Below are 18,844 nucleotides of genomic sequence, written 5' to 3'. Positions count from 1 at the left end.
GCTGTACTGCATCGCAGCAGTGTAGATCTGGTGTGGCCCGAAAATGGCACCGCATTCGTGACTTTGCAAAGGTCACAACCTGCGCATAGTTGCCGTTGACGACGAACCGACGCGGGCCGACTGGTCGGAGATCAACCATAGAGTCGCCGGATGTCAGCTCCCAGCCCAAAACAGGCATGGCGTTTGGGTCGGGTATTGGCAAAGCAGACCTTGAAGAGGCCATTTTCCATGGCGGACAGACTTGCCATGTTTACTATGGCTAATTTCAACTCTTTGCCATCCGCAGAGTTTATTTGAAGGCTTCAATATGCCAAGCTCAGTGAAGACGGCGGCTACCCTTTTGTCCGCACTCGTTAGCAATTCTGGGGGAAGGCATCATGAAACGTGAACTTTACGGCTGTCCTTGTTGTAGTGGTACGTTTGGTGGGCTCTTCTCTGTAAACAACACCGTGCGTAATTTGAGAGAGAAAGCGACCAGCGGTACCGGATGGTCCTGTAACTGGGGGATCGACTGGGTGCGTCTTGGTCGACGGGACTTTCTCATGACTGGTGCGGCCGTTGCAGGGCTTTCAGCCTTGTTGCCCAGTGATGGCAACGCGCAGCCTGCAGTATCCAAGCATACCACCACTGTATTCACCAACGGCAAGATACTGACTGTAGACGACGACTTCTCTGAAACTGAAGCCATTGCTGTGCGCGGAAACCGGATTCTGGCGGTGGGCACCAATGGTGAGGTCCGCGCTGTGGCAGGGGCAGATGCGACCGTCATAGACCTGGACGGCAAGACAGTGCTGCCAGGTTTTATCGATGCACATACCCATGTTGTATCGGGGTCGGTCGTCGATGCCATTATGGATTACGTCGGCATGGCCCGCTATTCGACGGTGGGCGAAGTTCTCGACCATATTGCGAGGCGGGCAGCAGAAACACCTGCTGGCGAATGGTTGGTGTTCCGCAATTTTGACCCGGCAGTACAGGAAGGAGCTGACGCTCTAACCTTCGCTGACCTCGACCCGATTTCGACCGTGCACCCGATATTTGTTCTTAATGCCTCCGGCCACCTGGCCTATGCGAATTCCAAGGCTTTTGAAGTCTCCGGCGTGACCAACGACGTCGAGGATCCCCCGGGTGGAGAGTTTGTGCGTGACGCAGATGGTAACCTGACCGGTACAATGAAGAACAATGTCGCGTTTCTCAAGATCGTGGAAAACTACCCTGCCATGATGGCGGTAAACCCGGTCGACGGCCTGATCGGGTTGTTGGATAAATGGACGAAATTTGGCCTGACAACAGTCTCTGAACTCAGCCTTGGTGCGCTGGCGCAGTCTCCTGCGGATGCGCAGGTGATGGCTGCCGCCGCACAATCGGGCCGCATGAAGGCACGCATTCGGGCCTATCCGTTCTATACCCTTGGGGCTGAAGTCTGGGACGAAGCTGGTATTATGCAGGGCAATGGAAACGCGCTGGCGCGCATCACTGGCTATAAGCTTGTTGCCGACGGCTCCAACCAAGGTTTTACCGGCCTGCAACGCGAACCGTACCTGGACAGCGACAACCGCGGCCTGGCCTATATGCAGCCCGAAGAGTTGACCGCCGCCGCGCTGGAACGGGCGGAAAAGGGCTGGCACCTCGCGATCCACGGCAATGGCGATGCCGCCATCGACAATATTCTCGACACCTGCGAGGCCCTGCGAGATGCGGGGATCGACATGTCCCGCGTCCGCCCGCGTATCGAGCACTGCTCGATCCTTCACGATGAACAGATCAAGCGGATGAAGGATCTCGGCGTTTCGGCAAGTTTCCTCATCGGCCACGTTCATTTCTGGGGCGTTGCCATGCGCGACGAGGTCTTCGGCGAAGAAAAAGCCCAACTCCTTGACCGCTGCCGAAGCGTAGAAGAGGCCGGGGTCGGATTCACCCTACACTCTGACTTCATGGTGACCGATCCAAATCCGTTACATATGATTGAGATGGCTGTGACCAGGCGCACCTGGAAAGAACCCGACTATGTCCTCGCCCCTGAGGAGACGATCTCCGTCGATTCCGCCATTCGTGCCATGACCTCTGAAGCAGCGTGGCAGCTCTTCTCTGACCACGAAATCGGTAGCTTGGAGCCAGGCAAACTGGCGGATATGGTAATACTTGATCAGGACCCGCGCGACGTCGTCCCAGATGAGATCAAGAAGATCAAAGTCCTTGAAACGTGGATGGACGGGCGGCAAGTTTTTCAGGCTTGAGCCCTTCAATTTTGCAGTACGCGGTAACGGTTTGAAGACTACTCAGGTGGGTGTATCGTATATGTCGCTTTTGGGCTCGGACTGGGCTTTGGTAGCATCCAGCCCAATTGCTGCTTCGGTGAAAACGCCAAAATTTGCAAAGTCTGTTCCCTGCGCAAAGCCTTCAGCGCTCAATCGTTCCGCTAGTACACCGAGTACATTTACCTAAACAGCCCCGAACAAACGCCCGACGAGAAACGGTCTTTGAGGTTAGCACCTTCCCGATTCGACCCAACGACATTCGATCAGTTTGGTTCAAAATCAGGCGCAAGTATGCCCCAAGGTATTCCTTGGGTGGTTTGCAAAATTTTTCCATTTAAAAATAATTATATAAAGGAAAAGTTGTACGATTACAAATCACACACGCTTGAGATCGCAAATTTCAAGATAGTTTTCATCTCAGGCAAGCTTAGAACCTTTAGCTTGCCCAAGGAAGCCTATGCGAGGGCTCCAAATCTGCCACGCAATTGGCGCAGACTCATGTTCGGGTTCCGTGAGGCTATGCCCCGAAACCGGACCAAAAGCCAGTGTCATATCTACCGATTACAGCCAGTATTCCAGCTCAGGCCCCATTGGCCAAGCGTGGCCGTTTGTCCGAACAATCAGCACCGCTCGACTGTTAGCCGAAGCATAGACAAACTCCCCTTATCCTCAGCCGACTGAAATATCAGGCAAAAATGAACGACAAAGAGAGTAAAACACAGGTGTCTTGGGCTATTCATACACCGGGTATCGCCGAGCCCGCCCAACAGCGGACAAAACGACGAATGCAAAAATCAGCGACGGTATCAACGCCATTTCCGTCCAGAGCAGCCAATCGGCGAGCAGGCCGCCAATCAACGGCAGGATAAACGCGATAAGGAAGCCAATCAGTGTCATCCCGGCGTTCAAACGCGTCACCGCTTGCCCTCTGGCAATGACCGCTGGCAGAGATAGCAAAAGGATCATTTCTATTGTGACCGTAAATCCTGCGACCAGCGCCGAAATCCAGGACGCCCAACCTTGCAGAAAGACAAAGCCCGCAAGCCCAATAGCTGACAACAAACCTGAGACCGCAATTGGCCTGCATGCGCCGATCCATCTAGGCATCGCAAGCACGGCAAACGACCCCAAGAGCGGCATGGAGTTATAAGCAAGAAGCAGCCCTTCGAGGGCCTCATGTTCGCCTCGAGACCGCAACAGAGATCCCGCATAGGCATTGATCACAAAGAAGGTGACAATGGATCCGGCCGCGAGAAATCCGTATTGCCAGACCTTAAGGTCGTTCCAACGCGGCAGAGCGGTCTGTTTCGGGGCAAGATCAGTTGGGACCCGATGAGATTCGGCTTGGAACGCATCTTGGGACACACCTTGAGCGCGTGGCAGCCGGGCCACGGCCACCAAGACTGCAATGCACAGGATCGGTATCGCCCAGAACATCAGAGCCACGCGCCAATCGCCTCCGGCTAGCGGTAGAACCACCGGCAGCGTCAGCCCTGCGCCCGACAGTTCCCCAAGCATCATGCCGTTCAGATAAACCGCGCTTCCCAGTGCCACATGCGACGGCACCCAGGCCTGTGTCGCTGCGGGTAAAGCGGTTTGAAAAACAGCCACTCCCAACCCCATCAGAATTGAGACAAGAAACAACGTCGCCGATGTTGGCACAAATCCCCGTGCAACCGACATCGCAGTCATCACCAGTACCCCTCCGACAATGGCACCACGTAGACCAAACCGCGCGATAATCAGGGCTGCAGGGATAGCCCCAAAGGCCAGTGCGACCACAGGCAGCATGGTCAGGGCACCGATGCCCGCCTCCCCCAGTCCAAAGGCATCCGCGATATCCGCAGCCAGTGGAGGCGCGGACAGAATTGGAACCCTTAATGTCCAGCCAACCAGCCAAAGCAGAGCCAACATGGCAATTGGTTTGGCGGGCAGAACGGGCTTATCGGCAGTTTTGATCATGAGAAAGGTATCGCTAGAAACAGAGAACAATTGGGACGGAGGGGTCACGCAACAAAGTTCTGCCTGCTCTCCTATTTTTGTCCGCAGGTCAAGGCTGCGACTTGCCTCACCTGCTATTGCTGTGTTTTGGTCCAAGGCTCAACAGATTTGAGGACAGAACATGCAGGATCCCCTCTCGCTTTTTTATTGGCCGACTCCAAATGGCTGGAAAATCTCCATCGCGCTTGAGGAAATGAAACTGCCCTATGCGGTCAACCTCATTGATATCTCCAAAGGCGATCAGTTTGCCCCAGAGTTTCTGACGATTGCACCCAACAACCGGATGCCCGCCATCATTGATCCGCAGGGGCCTGATGGCGCGCCTATCTCGCTTTTTGAAAGCGGTGCGATCCTGCAGTATCTGGCGCGCAAGACGGGGCAGTTCTATGGCAGCAGCGAACGCGGCCGGCTCTGCGTGGATCAATGGCTGATGTGGCAGATGGGCGGTCTTGGCCCCATGGCCGGACAGGCACATCATTTCCTGAAATATGCGCCTGAGGCGATCGCCTACGCAAAAGACCGGTATCGCAACGAGGTCACGCGACTTTACGGGGTGCTGGATCGTCAGCTGGCCGAAAACGAATATGTCGCCGGAGACAGTTTTACCATTGCAGATATGGCGATCTGGCCCTGGGCTTCGCTCTGGGAAGGGCAGGAACAGACCCTTGATGATAAACCCCATATGGCGCGCTGGCTGGATCTGTTATGGCAACGCCCCGGCGTGATTGCCGGTCGCAGCCTAGAGGCTGAGCGACGCGGTGATCGGTCCGACAGTCGCGCGCAACAGGTTATCTTTGGCAAAACGGCGGCAGGGCAATAGCCCTGCCCTCCTTATTCGTTCAGCCTGTTTTTCAGGCCTCATCCTCATCCGGTATCCCGTGTTTCTGAAACACTTGTCCCTGGAACATGAAAAACGCAAACATCGCCACCGGCAGGCCAAAGGTCTTGAAATAGACCCAGGTATCGGTCGTCTGCGTACGCCAGATCGCCTCGTTGGCCACAGCAAGGCCCAGGAAAAACATGCAGATACGGCGGGTAAGGATCATCCAGCCTTCCTGCTCCAGCGGCATCAGCTCTTCCATGACGACCTTGAGGTAACTCTGCCCGCGCAGCAGACCAAAACCGAGAATGCCGCCAAACAACAAATAGATCAGCGTCGGCTTCATTTTGAAAAACCGCTCGTCGTTGAGCCAAACTGACAGCCCGCCCATGAAAACCACCAGAACCAGCGTCGCCAGCTGCATCTTGGACAAATGCCCGGTCAGCTTCCACAGCGCCAGCGTCGACAGGATCATCAGTGGAATGAAGGCCGCCGTGACGATGATAAAGCCCTGGTATTCCTGCCCCGCGATCAGAAAAACCTCTTCGCGCAGCTTCAGATAGCCGATGAAGAACAGCACCACCGGGCCAAGCTCCAGCACCATTTTCAATGTCGGATTTATTTTCTTGCCAGAGCTCTTATCGCCAGCAGTCGTTTCACCAGTCATAGGCTCTCCTGTTCGTCCTTGCGCCCATCATCAGGCCTGTGCGCGTCAGCGGCAGCTCAGCCGCCCATTTCCACTATCACGGCGCCCAGCGCGATCAAAGCCATCAGGGCAATGCGCCGGGGACCAACGGTTTCTTTCAGCACCAACCAGCCGATGAGAGCAGCAAAAACGGTCGATGTCTCGCGCAGCACGGCCGCCTCGCCGACCTTGTCCAGGCGTGTGGCCAGCATCACCGCCCCAAAAGAAGCAAAGGCCACCAGCCCACCAAACAGCCCCTTGATTGCCAAGGGCCCAAGAGCGGGACGATCCGACATGCGGCGCCAGCGCAGATAGGCATAGGGCGGCATCGCCAGGCCATCGATCATGAAAAACCAGGCCAGAAAGGTGAAAGGGTCTGCGGTGGCGCGAATACCATAGGCGTCATAGGTGGTATAAAGCGCCACAAACAGCCCGGTCACCAGCGCGAGAAACATCGCCAGCCCCAGCGTTTCGCGGTGGGTTTCCAGATAACGGTAGTTATAGGCTGCAAGACCAAAGATACCGGCCAGCAGAACGCCAACCCCTGCCCACTGAACCAGCGAAAAGACCTCGCCAAACAGGTAGTAGGAGCCGATTACGGTAAACAATGGCCCGGTGCCGCGCACCACGGGATAGACCACCGTATAGCTGCCCTTGGTATAAGCCAGCGCCTGCAGGACCTTGTAGGCAACATGAATAACCCAGACCACGGCAAAGATCGGCCACATATGGGGTTCTGGCCAGGGCACCACAAACAGCGCAAAGGGCGCCGCCATCAGCCCATATGACGCGTCAATTGCCCCACGCGACAACCAGGGATCATGTTTGCCCTTTTGCAGCGCTCCAAAAACCGCGTGCAATAACGCGGCCATGAGGGCCAGCCACAAGGCCGCCTGATGGCCAGCCTCGGTGCCTTCCATGGAGATCAGCCAGTCACTCATGAAAAAAGTCCCAGAATTAGTGGAAAATGAACCCTGGAAATCGTTATCAACTTCGATCCAGCCCGGTCAGGGCTGCGGCAAATTCCTCTGGGTCAAAGGGGGCCAGATCATCGATCTGCTCACCAACGCCAATAGCATGGATCGGCAGGCCAAATTTATCCGCCAGCGCCACCAGTACGCCGCCCTTGGCGGTGCCGTCGAGCTTGGTCATCACCAGCCCCGATACATCTGCCAGTTTCTGAAACGTCTCGACCTGGCTCAGTGCGTTCTGGCCGGTGGTGGCATCCAGAACCAACAGGGTATTATGCGGCGCGGTCTCATCCTTTTTGCGAATGACGCGGATGATTTTGGCCAACTCCTCCATCAGATCTGCGCGATTCTGCAACCGCCCGGCGGTGTCGATCATCAAAAGATCGGCACCGTCTTCCTGGGCCTGGGTCATGGCGTCATACGCCAGACTTGCAGGGTCTGACCCTTCGGGCGCTGTCAGAACAGGCACCCCTGCCCGGTCGCCCCAGACCTGCAGTTGTTCGACTGCGGCCGCGCGGAAGGTATCGCCTGCGGCAATCACCACGCTTTTGCCTGCGGCCTTGAACTGGCTGGCGAGCTTGCCAATGGTGGTAGTCTTGCCAGAGCCATTGACCCCGACCACCAGAACCACCTGCGGGCGGTGGGCGTAGATTGGCATCGGCTTGGCCACCTGTTCCATCACACGCGCAACCTCAGCCGCCAGCAATTCCTTGATTTCACGGGCTGACAGGCGCTTCCCCAAACGCCCTTCGGCCATGTTCGCGGTTACCCGCAAGGCCGTGTCAACGCCCATATCAGCTGCAATCAGCAGCTCTTCGAGCTGCTCCAGCATATCGTCATCCAGTACCCTGCGGGCCTCGGCACCACTATCGCGGCCCATGAGACGGCCAAGAATGCCGGCAGGTTTCGCGGCCTGCGGCTCCTCTGCTGCAGAGGAGCCTGATGGAGAAGCTGCTGGTGAGGGAGCAGCAACCGGAGCAGGTTCTGAAGCGGCCTCAGGCGCCGGAGCCTGTGCCGGTGTTTCCGCAGGAGCCTGAACCGGGGCTGTGGTTTGCAGCGAGTCGGTGGCGGATTGCGCGCTTCCGTCTTCTACAATTGCATCCAGCCCTTCATCCAGTTTGGACGAAGATTTGAACAAGCGCTCCTTGAGCTTTGAAAAAAACGCCATCAGGGCCTCCGCAAAAGGGTTTGCACTTCACCTAATGCGGATTTCGCCCAGTTGCAAAGCGGATGCGACACCGTGCCTAGGAAAAAGACAGATAAAACCCGGCCTGCGCGCCCCAATACAGTGGCCAGACCACATAGGGAGTATAACGGCGCCACGGATGATCCTTGGCCAACACAAAGGTCTCAAAGGCCAAAACCACATCTGACGCCATAAAGGCCAGCGCTGCAGGCAGCACCCAGATCAGGCCCGCGTCCGTCAGGCTGAGCGCTGCAATCCCCATGGCAAGAATGATCGGAATATAACCGATAACCGGGAGTTTCAACGCCCCCGCACGCGGGGCAAGAACCCGGATCATGATACCGCCCAGCGCCAAAATGGCAGTGGTCAACAGAACCTGCGGCCATGCCCAGATCTGCGCCGGAACACTGCTTGCATCCCCAAAAAACAAGACAACATAGGCTAGGTGCCCAGCGGCGAAGGCGGCAACTCCGCCCATGAAGGCTGTCTCTCCGTCGCGCGACAAGCAGAAATCCCCGAGCCCGCACAAAGCCAAGCCCAGCACCAGCCAGATTGGTGCTGCGGCACTCCAGGCAGCCAGTGCCAGCAACAGAACCGATCCGGTTTTCAACAGGCTGCGCAGCGCGCTTGCCTCACGGGCGGTAAAGCCGAGATAGCCCAGCGCTGATACGGCAGCGATACCTTCCAGGATCATGACGAGTGACATGCAAAGCTCCCATTGGTGTATGCATCGAAGGCCAATGCTTGCCCTGCCCGCGCCCTTGCGTCAAAGGTGACCCAGGGGCCGCTTCCGTATATTTCCCCGCCGACCGTCACCGCCCGATGCAGGACCGCACCATGATCTGGTTTGCCCTTGCCAGCCTTTCACCGCTGGCCTTGTTGACCACCTGCTGCCTCTGGGCTGCCGATGTTGCATGGCTTGTCTTGGCGGCACTCGCCTATCAGACCATGGCCATCTTTGTGTTGGATCAGTCCGAGCAGCGTTTGCCTGCCAAAGACAGCCCCCTGCTGGCCGATGCCCTGTCGGTGGTCTTGGGCCTGGGGCATCTGGCGATCCTTTTGCCAGTGCTGGTCACCGCCCGCGCCCTAGACGGGATACAGGGGTTCGCCTTGCTGATTGTGCTGGGGTTGTTCATGGGGCAGGTCAGCCATCCAAATGCGCATGAGCTAATCCACCAACCAGGGCGCTCACTGCGCCGTCTGGGGGTTTGGGTCTATGGCTCGATGCTGCTTGGGCATCATGTCTCGGCCCATCTCAAGGTGCATCACAGCCATGTCGCAACCGCACAGGATCCAAACACGGCCCGACGCGGCGAAGGGTTCTACCGGTTCTTCTGGCGCGCCTGGATCGGATCATTTCGCGCAGGCCTTGCGGCTGAAAACATAGCCCGCGCGCGAAAATCCCACCGCCCCGCGCCGCTGTCACATCCCTATCTTGGCTATGCGCTGATTGCCGGGCTGACACTTCTGGCCGCCGCGCTGGCCGCTGGAATATTCGGGCTCATCGCCTGTGTCTGTGTCGCCATTTATGCGCAGGCACAGGTTTTTCTGGCCGACTATGTTCAGCACTACGGCCTGCACCGCGCCTTGGGGGAAAATGGCAAGCCAGAACCGGTCGGCCCCCGGCACTCCTGGAATGCGCCGCATTGGTATTCCTCAGCGATGATGCTGAACGCTCCGCGCCATTCCGACCACCATGTAAACCCAAAGCGCCGTTTTCCCGGTCTGCAGCTTACATCAGAGATGCCACTGCTGCCGCATTCCCTGCCGGTCATGGCTGTCATCGCCCTGATCCCGCCACTGTGGCATCGGGTCATGGAGCGCGAACTCAGGCATCTACAAAAGGGCCCGCACGCGCAGCAAACCGCTAATCCGATGTAGGTCAGGACACAGAGTTTGGCCAAAAGCCCCAGCTCTGGCAAACTGCTGTCATGCGAAATCTGATGATTCTATTGACCTCTCTTGCGTTGACGCCCGTTGTGGCACTGGCGGCAGAGCCGTTGGGTGCCGAGGATTTTGATCGCTACACCCAGGGCAAGACACTGTTTTACGGCTTTGACGGCACGGCCTACGGAGTTGAACGCTACCTGCCGGGACGGCGGGTGATCTGGTCCTTTCTCGACGGGCGCTGCCAGGAAGGCAGCTGGTATGAAGAGGCCGGCCAGATCTGTTTTCTCTATGAGGACCGAAGTGACCCGCAATGCTGGAGCTTCGAGCTCACCCCCAAGGGGCTTAGCGCCCGGTTTCGCAACGATCCCGAAGCAACAGAGCTCTATGAATCTGGTGATGTAGACGAAGAGATGCTTTGCCTTGGGCCGGATGTCGGCGTCTGACGAGGGAAGTGAGCTTAGCTGGGACTTGTGCCGCGCTAAAACAGCGAACCCTGACCGCCCTCCTTTTCCTCCCGTGCCGGTTTGTCGGCAGTTTTGGCGGCTGGCGGTGTTGCAGTGTCGCCTGCCCCTTTTGATACTGCCCCTGATGAGGCAAGATCAAAGGCACCATCGGCAAATTCGATACTCAATGCCTGTGCGGACGCGGCAGCTACGCGGGTCGTGATGATGTCCTCGCCGCTGCGCACCACCGCGTAGCCACGCGCCAGAGTAGCCTTGTAGCTGAGAATATCCAGCTGTCGTCCTGCGGCGTCCAACTGCTGGCGCTGACGCTCTATCCGAAGGTCCTGGGCTGCGTGCAGCCGGATTGCCAGCTTTTCCAGATCGCCTTTCTGGCGCATGACTTCACGTGCGATCGGGAAAGGAGAAAGCTTGGCTAAGGCCGTTTCCAACATTCCCCGACGTCTTTGAACCAGGCTATGCAGTGTCGCAGGCCGCAGACCGGCAGCCTTTCTCCCCAACTCCACCCGACGGTTTTGCACGCCGGTGATCAAGGCCTGAGGGAGCTTTTCGGACCATCGGTCAAAGCGTTGACGTGGGGAATCCAGCAGGCTTTCCGGGCGTGGCATGGCGCGGGACAAATCGTTCAGACGCTGGCGTCGCTGCTGCACCGCCTGGCTGGACCCGCGCATCAGGCGTGCGCCCTGTTCTTCGACCCAGGCCATCAGGTCCAAGCGCACAGGAACCGCCAGTTCGGCCGCCGCTGTCGGCGTCGGGGCGCGCTTATCAGAGGTGAAATCAATCAGCGTCGTGTCTGTTTCGTGACCAACGGCCGAGATCAGAGGAATATCAGATGCCGCCGCTGCGCGGGCGACCACCTCTTCGTTGAAGCCCCAGAGATCTTCGATGGCGCCGCCACCGCGGGCCACGATAATCAGATCCGGGCGTGGCAAGGCACCACCCGGTGTCATCCGATTGAACCCCTCGATCGCGCGGGTAACCTCGGGGGCGCAGTTGGGCCCTTGCACCGCCACCGGCCAGACCAGCACTTTACGCGGGAACCGCTCGCGCAGACGATGCAGAATGTCACGGATCACAGCCCCCGAAGGCGAAGTCACAACCCCGATGATCTGCGGCAGATAGGGCAGCGGCGTCTTGCGCTCCAGCGCAAAAAGCCCCTCAGCCTCCAGCTGTTTCTTGCGCTTTTCCAGCAGCGCCATCAGCGCGCCTTGGCCCGCGACCGCAACCTCATCCACATTCATGTTGTATTTCGACTGCGCCCCAAATGCCGTGAGACGGCCGGTGACAATCACCTCCAGCCCCTCTTCGGGCACCACGGACAGGCTGGAGATCTGCCCCTTCCAGGTGGTGCAGGCCAGCACGGACCGGTCGTCTTTGATATCGTAGTACAGATGGCCCGATCGCGCCTTGAACACACGCCCGACTTCGCCGCGCACGCGAATGCGGCCGAATGTGCCTTCGAGCGTGCGCTTTATCTCACCGGAGATCTCGGAAACGCTGAATTCAGGCGCGTTCTGGCCGACTGCGGGCTGGCCGGGTACGGAATCGTCAAAAAGGTCGGACACGGGGCACGTCTCTCCTGCGGCAAAGTTGGCGTTCTGAGCCCGCATTCATTGCAGGTTCTTGTTTTGCGGGCTCGCGCAGCATAGAACCCGCCGCAAGCAAGGCAAGCCCCGGCAAATGGCTTTGGGGCCCATGGGCGCATCTGGTTCCATGTCGCAAGACGCGGCTGGGCCACAGATCGGAGAAGACGCAATGAATATCCTTATCCTTGGCAGTGGTGGGCGCGAACACGCCCTGGCATGGGCAGTGATGCAGAATCCCAAATGCGACAAGCTGATCGTGGCTCCGGGCAATGCCGGGATCGCTCAGATCGCGGAATGCGCCAGCCTGGACATAATGGATGGGGCTGCTGTCACTGTCTTTGTTGAAGAAAACGCCATCGGGTTTGTCATTGTCGGCCCCGAAGCACCACTGGCCGCCGGGGTTGCGGACCGGCTGCGCGACGCCGGGGTTTTGGTCTTTGGCCCCTCCGAGGCCGCCGCGCGGCTGGAAGCCTCCAAGAGTTTCACCAAGGAAGTCTGCGACGCAGCCCAAGCACCCACTGCAGGCTATGGCCATTTCACCGATGCTGAGGCTGCCAAAGCCCATATTCGCAAACATGGCGCCCCCACCGTGGTCAAGGCTGACGGGCTGGCGGCAGGCAAAGGCGTGATCATCGCCATGACCGAAGACGAGGCGCTGGCCGCCATCGATGACATGTTTGGCGGTGCCTTTGGCGGCGCCGGCGCCGAGGTGGTGATCGAAGAGTTCATGGAAGGCGAAGAGGCATCGCTCTTTGTGCTGGTTGACGGCGAAGAGGTTCTGTCGATCGGGTCCGCCCAAGACCACAAGCGCGTCGGCGAAGGCGACACCGGTCCAAACACCGGCGGTATGGGCGCCTATTCCCCGGCCCCAGTGCTGACGGCCGAGATCGAAGCCCGCGCAATGGACGAGATCGTCAAACCGACGATGAAAGTCATGGCCGAACGCGGCATGCCCTATCAGGGCGTGCTTTATGCCGGTTTGATGATCAAAGACGGCCAGCCCCGTTTGGTAGAATACAACGTGCGCTTTGGTGACCCGGAATGCCAGGTGCTGATGATGCGGCTTGGAGCACAAGCACTGGATCTGATGCAGGCCGCCGCCGAAGGCCGCCTGGCTGAGGCGCAGGTGAACTGGGGCGATGATCACGCCATCACCGTCGTCATGGCCGCCAATGGCTACCCTGGAGCATATGAAAAAGGCAGTGTGATCAAAGGGCTCGATGCCCTGCCCGAAGACAGCGCCAACATGGTCTTTCATGCGGGCACAGCCTCAAAGGACGGCAAGATTGTCGCCACAGGGGGACGCGTTCTCAATGTCACCGCCCGTGGCAACAGCCTGAAAGAGGCCCGCGACCGGGCCTATGCGATGACAGATCAAATCGATTGGCCCGATGGGTTCTTTCGTCGTGACATCGGCTGGCGCGCCCTCGATTGATCTGGCGCCGACGGTTTTTTTCCGTTTTGAAGGATGGTCTGCCAGCAGCCCTAGGTACCCTGAGTGTCCGGGACTGCTGGCATTCACCAGTGATCATTCCACCGGGTATCATTCCATTGCCGGAATGACGGAAACGCCCATGGTTTGGCCGCCTTTGGAGGCGGTCGGTGAAGCGGTTTTGGCTTTTTTGCCAGCAGCATTCTTTTGAATTGGACCCACTCGATGATTCTGCGCGAAAAAACCGGCCTTTTTGAACTCCTGTTTGCCACTCAGGGATCTGTGCTGCCGCATATCCTGCCCCGGATCATCGGCGTGTCCCTGCTGGCTGTGCTGATCGTCTGGGTAGATCGAAATCTTGTCTCTCTGCCCCATACCAATGTAGCGCCCTTTGCCGTTTTTGGCATCGCGCTCTCGTTGTTTCTGGGGTTTCGAAACAATGCCGCCTATGATCGCTGGTGGGAAGGGCGCAGGCTCTGGGGGCAACTGGTCGCCGACATGCGATCCTTGGGGCGCGAATGCGTCATGTTCCTGCCGGAAGACGCGGCGCGCAATGAGGTCCTGAGACTGGCGCTGAGTTTTTTGCATCTTCACAGGGGCAATCTGCGCAAGATCAGCGACAGTTCGGCGGCAAAAGATTGGTCCGGAGTGGACTTTTCCGATGCCCCGCATCCGCCCTGTGCAGCCCTGAGCGCGCTCAATGCCCGTGCAGCCAATGCTGCCCCGGATGGCTTTGCGCGCAAAGCCCTGTCCGAACGCCTCAGCTCAATTGCTCTGGCCCAGGCGGGCTGCGAACGCATTGCAGCCACGCCATTGCCCTATGTCTATTCGCTGTTGGTGTTTCGCACCACATACCTCTACTGCCTGCTCATCCCCTTTGCTCTGCTTGATGACGCCGGGTGGATGACGCCGCTCTTTGTTGCCATTGTGGCCTATGTGTTTTTTGGCCTTGCCGAAGTGACGGAAGAATTGGCGCACCCCTTTGGCGAGACGGTAAACGGCCTGCCACTGGATGCCATGTGCCGCACGGTAGAGATCTCATTGGCGCCGCATCTCGGTGTAGACGCGCCCAAACCCTTAGCTCCAAAGGGGTACTACCAGAGCTGAAAGGGCTAAACGCCACGTATGTGCCTCCGGCGCTCTGGTCATATCTGTTTTCACAATGACAGACAGCGGTTACAGTCGCGCCAGCCCTGGGAGAAAATATGGAACGACAGCCCTGCCAAGAATCGCTTGATCAGCTCTACGAGGCGCGTGATCTGGCCAGTCTGGCCTTTGATTTTGCCCCCGTTGGCATCGTGGTGACCGAAAACCGGGTGCTGCGGGAGTGCAACCAGCGCTTTTGCGACATGTTCGGATATGAGCGCGAAGAGCTTCTGGATCAGCTTTTTGCCTTTCTCTACCCCTCTGAAGAAGAATTCCAGAACGTCCAAAACCGGGGCGATAAAAGTCTTGGCCAAGGCAACCCTTACTGGGACGAACGGGTGATGCGGCGCAAATGTGGTGAATTGTTCTGGGTCCGCGTGCGAGGGCATACTTTCACCCCGGATGCGCCGCTGGACCGTGCTGTCTGGAGCTTTGCCGACCTGTCCGGCCTGCGGCCTTATCTGCCGCTAACCCAGCGCGAACGCGAGGTCTATTCCTTGCTTGGTGAGGGCCAGACCAGCAAAGAGATCGCACGCTCCCTGAACCTCAGCTATCGCACCGTTGAGGTGCATCGCGCCCGGCTTCTGAAAAAGATGGGCGTGAACAATACCGCCAGTCTGTTTTCTTCGCTTGGCGATATTGGCGGCGACCACGTGGTGCGCAGCAATAGCCCCTGAACGCGTATCAATTACGGGTTGAAAACTGAGGTGTCGCGTGAGTCTTACAGGGTATTGCAAGACATCAAGTGCTGCTCCCCCTCAGGAAACTGCAGAGTTTTGGAACCGCACAATTTGAAGCGACACAGTTTTTGAAGCGATGCAATTTAAAACGAAACCGTTTGATACAACACGGGCATTTGTTCTTCGTCGCTGAAATCACCAGCTGCACGCCGAACATAGATGTCTCTGCTATTGGCAGTCCAGAGCCGCTTGCAGGCTAGCAAGCCCTGTGAAAGCGCCAATATCGCGACTGATGATTTGCTCATCCAGCAGCTGGTTCGCGACAAGGCGCCGCCAGTTTCCATCCACCGTCACCAGCTCGGGGCCCTTTGCGCAGACCCGCAAACCAGAGGTAATAAAGTCATCTCCAATCCGGTGATTGGTGAGCCCCTGTTGCGTTGCAACCTCACGGAGTTTTCCTGCATCAAAACGCCAAATCCGCATGGTCTTGGCCAAATGTGGGCGATCTATATAGGCAAGCTCAACCCGCCCGTCGCCATCCAGATCACCTGCACCAATTGGGGCCAGCCAACGATTGGTGCGCCCGATATGGGGCGTCTCGGCAATCTTTCCATCGGTCCCGTAAAGTGCCAGCGCAGCACCACGGGCCATATCGGTTTCAACCACCATAACTGCGTCTGGATGACCATCCAGATTTAGATCCACCAGTCGCGGCGCCAAGTCTTCAAAGACATGATCCTCCGGGAGTCGGACATCCATCTTTGATGTTACTTGGTCCTTGCCGACCAAGCTGTAGCGAAGCCCAGACCACTCGACAGCGTCTCCTAAAACACCGTGGGAGTAATCGGTTGTTGGATGTGTGAATTGGGCAGAATGGATCTCGACCGGCCAGTTCGGAAACTGACCAGATATGGTATTGTCCCGCGCCAATTCCCCGGCCTCGGCAGCAAGCGGGGCAGCTGCAACGATGACCGCCAGCCGCAGACACAGGTCACGCCCTGCGCGGCGGATAGAACGTGACCCAAGGCGAGACAGAATCCGCCGCGCCTTGGGTCGCATTGCCATCAGATCTGCTTTTCTGGCATTTGAACAATCAAGCCATTCAGATCGTCTGTCACTTTCACCTGGCAGGTCAGGCGCGAGCGCACAGGGTCGGGCTCAAAGGCGAAGTCCAACATGTCTTCTTCCATGTCGTCTTTCGCGGGAAGTTTTTCGACCCAATCCGGGTGGATGTAGACATGACAGGTGGAACAGGCGCAGGCGCCGCCGCAATCCGCCTCGATGCCCGGAATGTTATTGTCGCGGGCCCCTTCCATCACGGTAAGGCCATTGGCCACATCCACAACATGCTCGGTGCCATTGTGTTCGACGTAGGTGATCTTTGCCATAGTCTGCTCTTCCCCTTCTCGGTACTCGCCTGACTGTGTAGCCAAGCCCCCGCCGCTGCACCAGCCCCATTTGCGGCAGGACATGACGCGACTGGACCTTCCGCCTAAATGTTCTATATTTGTTCCAATCATTTTGAGCCAGCCCCTCCCCAGCCCCTCCAGTGAGTAGTCTCGATACAAAGCGTGTTCAGGACCATCACAAAGGCTGAAAAGAACAAAACGGATCCCTCAGATGCGCACCAGCCCCCCCCTGCACCACCCAAAGCCTCACCCAAAGCACCACCCAAAGCCCCAGGCCCAGCCAAAGCCTCAACCAAATTCTGCGCCTGAACCTACGCTTGCGCTGCCCTGGCCACGCCCCCCTGCCTGCCTGCCTGCCAATCGCCTGCAGGAGCCGCCCGAAAACGCCCGCATAACGGTAGCCGGGCTGGTCATTCTGCGACAACGCCCGGGCACCGCCAAGGGGGTGATCTTTCTGACCCTCGAAGATGAAACCGGCATCGTCAATATCATTGTCTGGCGCAAGTCCTACGACCGTTTCCGCCGTGCCGTGATTGCCGGACGCCTGCTGCGCGTGACAGGCCGGTTGCAGCGCGCCCATTCCGTTTCCCATCTGATTGCCGAGGACATTGAGGATATTTCCCCAATGCTGGATCTTTTGCTCAGCGAACAAGGGCGTACAGGGGATCCGACCTTTGCGCCGCCTCAGGATCTGGTCTAGTCTCACGCCAAACTGCAGGCCAACGCGCCGCCATGGGCAATCGAGCATGATCAGACCGCGACCTCTTCTATATGTCTCTCTGCGATTGCTCGCCTTCCTTAGTCTGGTTGCCTGCATGCCCGCACCGCCCACCGTGCCCCCTCCCGGTATCCCGGCCGCACCACCCGGAGCGCCTGAAGGCACCTGTTGGCACCGCAACATCAGCCCGGCTGTCATCGAAACCGTGACAGAGCAGGTGATCGTCCGGCCCGCAGAGCGGGATGCCGCCGGTAACATCCTCAAACCGGCAACCTTCCGCACAGTCACCCGCCAGGACATCATCCGCCCGCGCAGTGACAGCTGGATAGAGACCCCCTGTCCAGAGCAGATGACCCCCGGCTTCATTGCCTCTGTCCAGCGCGCCCTTGCTGCGCGCGGATACTATCAGGGGCCGATCACCGGGCGGATGGACGCGAGCACCCGAATCTCGTTGCGGCGCTATCAAAAAGAAGCCGGCTTGGACAGCAGCGCACTGTCACTGGATACTGCACGCCAGCTCGGCCTGATCGCCGTCATCCAGTAGTTTGAGCCGCATGGTGCTCCTCTGAGGCACCAGGGGTGAGGCACCACGCGCCACAGAATTTCCAATCCGGGTCAAGCTCTGCTAAAAGCCCAATGTAGCCCGCCCCCACTATCCGGAGCGAAGCCTCCAAGAGGTCCCAAGACCCAATAAACAAACAACGGAGACCCGCGAGATCATGCGACAGGACCGCCTGCCGGAGACCGGATTCCTTTCCGGAGCCTCGGCCCCTCTGCGCCAGATGCTGAACAGCCAGGCAAGCGAAATCCGGCTTTCCAACGGGGAAGTCCTGTTTGAACATGGCGATACCGGCGATGCTTTTTACGCCATCATTGAAGGCTCTCTGGAATTCTCTATCCTGTCCGCTGCGGGGCGCAAGCTGACCCTGGACCTGATGCGCCCTGGAGCCGTCTTCGGAGAGATCGTGCTGTTTGATCCCGGACCGCGCACCGCAACCGTCACCGCTGCCGAACCCAGCCGCCTGCGCCGCCTGCGCAATCGCGACATCCTCGCCCAGATCCAGCAGCATCCGGAGCTGGCTGGTGATTTGCTGCGGCTCGCGGGTCAGCGCATGCGCTGGATGAACATGCAGCTGAACGAGCAGGTGTTTTTGCCGATGCCGGTGCGGCTGGCACGAAAATTGCTGTATCTTGCCCCAGACAACGGCGATGGACGCATAGCCCTGTCGCAGGCGGAGCTGGCGGAATATGTCGGCGCCACCCGCGAGGCCGTGTCCAAATCGCTTTCGAATTGGAAGCGCAGCGGCCTGATCGAAATCAGCCGCGGCGGCTTGCAGATCCTCGACCGTGGTGCGCTGGCGCTTTTGGCGGAACCCGAATCCATTTAGTCCAGCGAGATGGCTTAACAGAGAGGTTGTGTCGCAAAGACCATTGCAATGCCACCTCCAACAGCTTCGGCACGTAAACATGGCAGAACACCACAAAGAAGGGCAGCGCAGAAGAAAGGCCCATCTTGCGGGCCATCCAGAGTGGATGGAGTATCCCCGTACCCGGCCCAGAGCCCTGAAAGCTGGCGTGGATTTTTTCTTCACGGGTCGCAT

The 18,844-nt window shown here is 58.3% G+C and carries 18 protein-coding genes; 10 read left to right on the top strand and 8 right to left on the bottom strand.

Features of this window, described 5'->3' with window-relative positions; genetic code table 11:
* The first annotated feature begins 377 nt into the window (after window positions 1-377).
* Entirely contained in the window at window positions 378-2,237 is a 1,860-nt protein-coding gene (locus PH5382_RS12135) for an amidohydrolase (RefSeq protein ID WP_058334654.1), read from the top strand.
* 753 nt (window positions 2,238-2,990) lie between these two features.
* On the opposite strand, the gene PH5382_RS12130 is transcribed toward PH5382_RS12135, so the two are convergent.
* Entirely contained in the window at window positions 2,991-4,220 is a 1,230-nt protein-coding gene (locus PH5382_RS12130) for an MFS transporter (RefSeq protein WP_156414897.1), read from the bottom strand.
* 160 nt (window positions 4,221-4,380) lie between these two features.
* Between PH5382_RS12130 and PH5382_RS12125 the strand changes: the two genes are divergently transcribed.
* Window positions 4,381-5,079: a glutathione S-transferase N-terminal domain-containing protein gene (locus PH5382_RS12125; protein ID WP_058334652.1), complete on the top strand. Its 699-nt coding sequence runs from the start codon at window positions 4,381-4,383 to the stop codon at window positions 5,077-5,079.
* Between the two features lie 31 nt (window positions 5,080-5,110).
* On the opposite strand, the gene PH5382_RS12120 is transcribed toward PH5382_RS12125, so the two are convergent.
* The 4 genes from PH5382_RS12120 to PH5382_RS12105 form a co-directional block, all read right to left on the bottom strand.
* Window positions 5,111-5,746, bottom strand: coding sequence for an inner membrane-spanning protein YciB (locus PH5382_RS12120; RefSeq protein ID WP_058334651.1), 636 nt, complete (start codon window positions 5,744-5,746; stop codon window positions 5,111-5,113).
* Window positions 5,747-5,802: 56 nt separating this feature from the next.
* Complete coding sequence (locus PH5382_RS12115; RefSeq protein WP_058334650.1) at window positions 5,803-6,705, bottom strand: EamA family transporter; 903 nt, start codon at window positions 6,703-6,705, stop codon at window positions 5,803-5,805.
* A 46-nt stretch (window positions 6,706-6,751) separates the two neighbouring features.
* Entirely contained in the window at window positions 6,752-7,903 is a 1,152-nt protein-coding gene (gene ftsY, locus PH5382_RS12110) for a signal recognition particle-docking protein FtsY (protein WP_058334649.1), read from the bottom strand.
* A gap of 76 nt (window positions 7,904-7,979) precedes the next feature.
* Window positions 7,980-8,627, bottom strand: a complete 648-nt coding sequence (locus PH5382_RS12105) for a lysoplasmalogenase (RefSeq protein WP_058334648.1) — start codon at window positions 8,625-8,627, stop codon at window positions 7,980-7,982.
* Window positions 8,628-8,758: 131 nt separating this feature from the next.
* Here PH5382_RS12105 and PH5382_RS12100 point away from each other — a divergent pair, with 131 nt between their 5' ends.
* The gene (locus PH5382_RS12100; RefSeq protein ID WP_058334736.1) at window positions 8,759-9,802 is read left to right on the top strand and encodes an alkane 1-monooxygenase; all 1,044 of its coding nucleotides are present in this window, start codon (window positions 8,759-8,761) and stop codon (window positions 9,800-9,802) included.
* Between the two features lie 50 nt (window positions 9,803-9,852).
* Window positions 9,853-10,254: a hypothetical protein gene (locus PH5382_RS12095; RefSeq protein ID WP_058334647.1), complete on the top strand. Its 402-nt coding sequence runs from the start codon at window positions 9,853-9,855 to the stop codon at window positions 10,252-10,254.
* A gap of 35 nt (window positions 10,255-10,289) precedes the next feature.
* On the opposite strand, the gene xseA is transcribed toward PH5382_RS12095, so the two are convergent.
* Window positions 10,290-11,837, bottom strand: a complete 1,548-nt coding sequence (xseA, locus tag PH5382_RS12090; RefSeq protein WP_058334646.1) for an exodeoxyribonuclease VII large subunit — start codon at window positions 11,835-11,837, stop codon at window positions 10,290-10,292.
* Between the two features lie 190 nt (window positions 11,838-12,027).
* On the opposite strand from xseA, the gene purD reads away from it, so the two are divergent.
* The 3 genes from purD (at window position 12,028) to PH5382_RS12075 (ending at window position 15,113) form a co-directional block, all read left to right on the top strand.
* Window positions 12,028-13,293 carry a phosphoribosylamine--glycine ligase gene (gene purD / locus PH5382_RS12085; RefSeq protein WP_058334735.1) on the top strand — a complete coding sequence of 422 codons (1,266 nt, stop codon included), beginning with the start codon at window positions 12,028-12,030 and terminating at the stop codon, window positions 13,291-13,293.
* Between the two features lie 222 nt (window positions 13,294-13,515).
* Window positions 13,516-14,397: a bestrophin family protein gene (locus tag PH5382_RS12080; RefSeq protein ID WP_058334645.1), complete on the top strand. Its 882-nt coding sequence runs from the start codon at window positions 13,516-13,518 to the stop codon at window positions 14,395-14,397.
* Between the two features lie 98 nt (window positions 14,398-14,495).
* The gene (locus PH5382_RS12075; protein WP_058334644.1) at window positions 14,496-15,113 is read left to right on the top strand and encodes a LuxR C-terminal-related transcriptional regulator; all 618 of its coding nucleotides are present in this window, start codon (window positions 14,496-14,498) and stop codon (window positions 15,111-15,113) included.
* 231 nt (window positions 15,114-15,344) lie between these two features.
* Here the strand turns inward: PH5382_RS12075 and PH5382_RS12070 are convergent, their stop codons facing one another.
* Both PH5382_RS12070 and PH5382_RS12065 read right to left on the bottom strand, forming a co-directional pair.
* On the bottom strand, window positions 15,345-16,181 hold the full coding sequence (locus PH5382_RS12070) for an FG-GAP repeat domain-containing protein (protein WP_058334643.1): 837 nt from the start codon (window positions 16,179-16,181) through the stop codon (window positions 15,345-15,347).
* Entirely contained in the window at window positions 16,181-16,504 is a 324-nt protein-coding gene (locus tag PH5382_RS12065) for a 2Fe-2S iron-sulfur cluster-binding protein (RefSeq protein ID WP_058334642.1), read from the bottom strand. The genes PH5382_RS12070 and PH5382_RS12065 overlap by 1 nt, the downstream gene beginning before the upstream one ends.
* 232 nt (window positions 16,505-16,736) lie before the next feature.
* Here PH5382_RS12065 and PH5382_RS12060 point away from each other — a divergent pair, with 232 nt between their 5' ends.
* The 3 genes from PH5382_RS12060 to PH5382_RS12050 all read left to right on the top strand — a co-directional run bounded on the left by PH5382_RS12060 (window position 16,737) and on the right by PH5382_RS12050 (window position 18,631).
* Window positions 16,737-17,225, top strand: coding sequence for an OB-fold nucleic acid binding domain-containing protein (locus PH5382_RS12060; RefSeq protein WP_082645647.1), 489 nt, complete (start codon window positions 16,737-16,739; stop codon window positions 17,223-17,225).
* Between the two features lie 115 nt (window positions 17,226-17,340).
* Window positions 17,341-17,787, top strand: coding sequence for a peptidoglycan-binding domain-containing protein (locus PH5382_RS12055; RefSeq protein ID WP_231751864.1), 447 nt, complete (start codon window positions 17,341-17,343; stop codon window positions 17,785-17,787).
* Between the two features lie 175 nt (window positions 17,788-17,962).
* Window positions 17,963-18,631 carry a Crp/Fnr family transcriptional regulator gene (locus PH5382_RS12050; protein WP_058334640.1) on the top strand — a complete coding sequence of 223 codons (669 nt, stop codon included), beginning with the start codon at window positions 17,963-17,965 and terminating at the stop codon, window positions 18,629-18,631.
* Window positions 18,632-18,844 lie beyond the last annotated feature (213 nt).

It is taken from the genome of Phaeobacter sp. CECT 5382 (assembly GCF_001457775.1).
Lineage (GTDB): Bacteria > Pseudomonadota > Alphaproteobacteria > Rhodobacterales > Rhodobacteraceae > Pseudophaeobacter.
Note: the sequence above shows the minus strand (reverse complement) of the source record. Positions and strands in the feature narration are given on the sequence as shown.

Bases quoted from the DNA above. Each gene is read 5' to 3' on its own strand.
- PH5382_RS12135 (WP_058334654.1), top strand. From the start codon at position 378: ATGAAACGTGAACTTTACGGCTGTCCTTGTTGTAGTGGTACGTTTGGT.
- PH5382_RS12130 (WP_156414897.1), bottom strand. From the start codon at position 4,220: ATGATCAAAACTGCCGATAAGCCCGTTCTGCCCGCCAAACCAATTGCC.
- PH5382_RS12125 (WP_058334652.1), top strand. From the start codon at position 4,381: ATGCAGGATCCCCTCTCGCTTTTTTATTGGCCGACTCCAAATGGCTGG.
- PH5382_RS12120 (WP_058334651.1), bottom strand. From the start codon at position 5,746: ATGACTGGTGAAACGACTGCTGGCGATAAGAGCTCTGGCAAGAAAATA.
- PH5382_RS12115 (WP_058334650.1), bottom strand. From the start codon at position 6,705: ATGAGTGACTGGCTGATCTCCATGGAAGGCACCGAGGCTGGCCATCAG.
- ftsY (WP_058334649.1), bottom strand. From the start codon at position 7,903: ATGGCGTTTTTTTCAAAGCTCAAGGAGCGCTTGTTCAAATCTTCGTCC.
- PH5382_RS12105 (WP_058334648.1), bottom strand. From the start codon at position 8,627: ATGTCACTCGTCATGATCCTGGAAGGTATCGCTGCCGTATCAGCGCTG.
- PH5382_RS12100 (WP_058334736.1), top strand. From the start codon at position 8,759: ATGATCTGGTTTGCCCTTGCCAGCCTTTCACCGCTGGCCTTGTTGACC.
- PH5382_RS12095 (WP_058334647.1), top strand. From the start codon at position 9,853: ATGCGAAATCTGATGATTCTATTGACCTCTCTTGCGTTGACGCCCGTT.
- purD (WP_058334735.1), top strand. From the start codon at position 12,028: ATGAATATCCTTATCCTTGGCAGTGGTGGGCGCGAACACGCCCTGGCA.
- PH5382_RS12080 (WP_058334645.1), top strand. From the start codon at position 13,516: ATGATTCTGCGCGAAAAAACCGGCCTTTTTGAACTCCTGTTTGCCACT.
- PH5382_RS12075 (WP_058334644.1), top strand. From the start codon at position 14,496: ATGGAACGACAGCCCTGCCAAGAATCGCTTGATCAGCTCTACGAGGCG.
- PH5382_RS12070 (WP_058334643.1), bottom strand. From the start codon at position 16,181: ATGGCAATGCGACCCAAGGCGCGGCGGATTCTGTCTCGCCTTGGGTCA.
- PH5382_RS12065 (WP_058334642.1), bottom strand. From the start codon at position 16,504: ATGGCAAAGATCACCTACGTCGAACACAATGGCACCGAGCATGTTGTG.
- PH5382_RS12060 (WP_082645647.1), top strand. From the start codon at position 16,737: ATGCGCACCAGCCCCCCCCTGCACCACCCAAAGCCTCACCCAAAGCAC.
- PH5382_RS12055 (WP_231751864.1), top strand. From the start codon at position 17,341: ATGCCCGCACCGCCCACCGTGCCCCCTCCCGGTATCCCGGCCGCACCA.
- PH5382_RS12050 (WP_058334640.1), top strand. From the start codon at position 17,963: ATGCGACAGGACCGCCTGCCGGAGACCGGATTCCTTTCCGGAGCCTCG.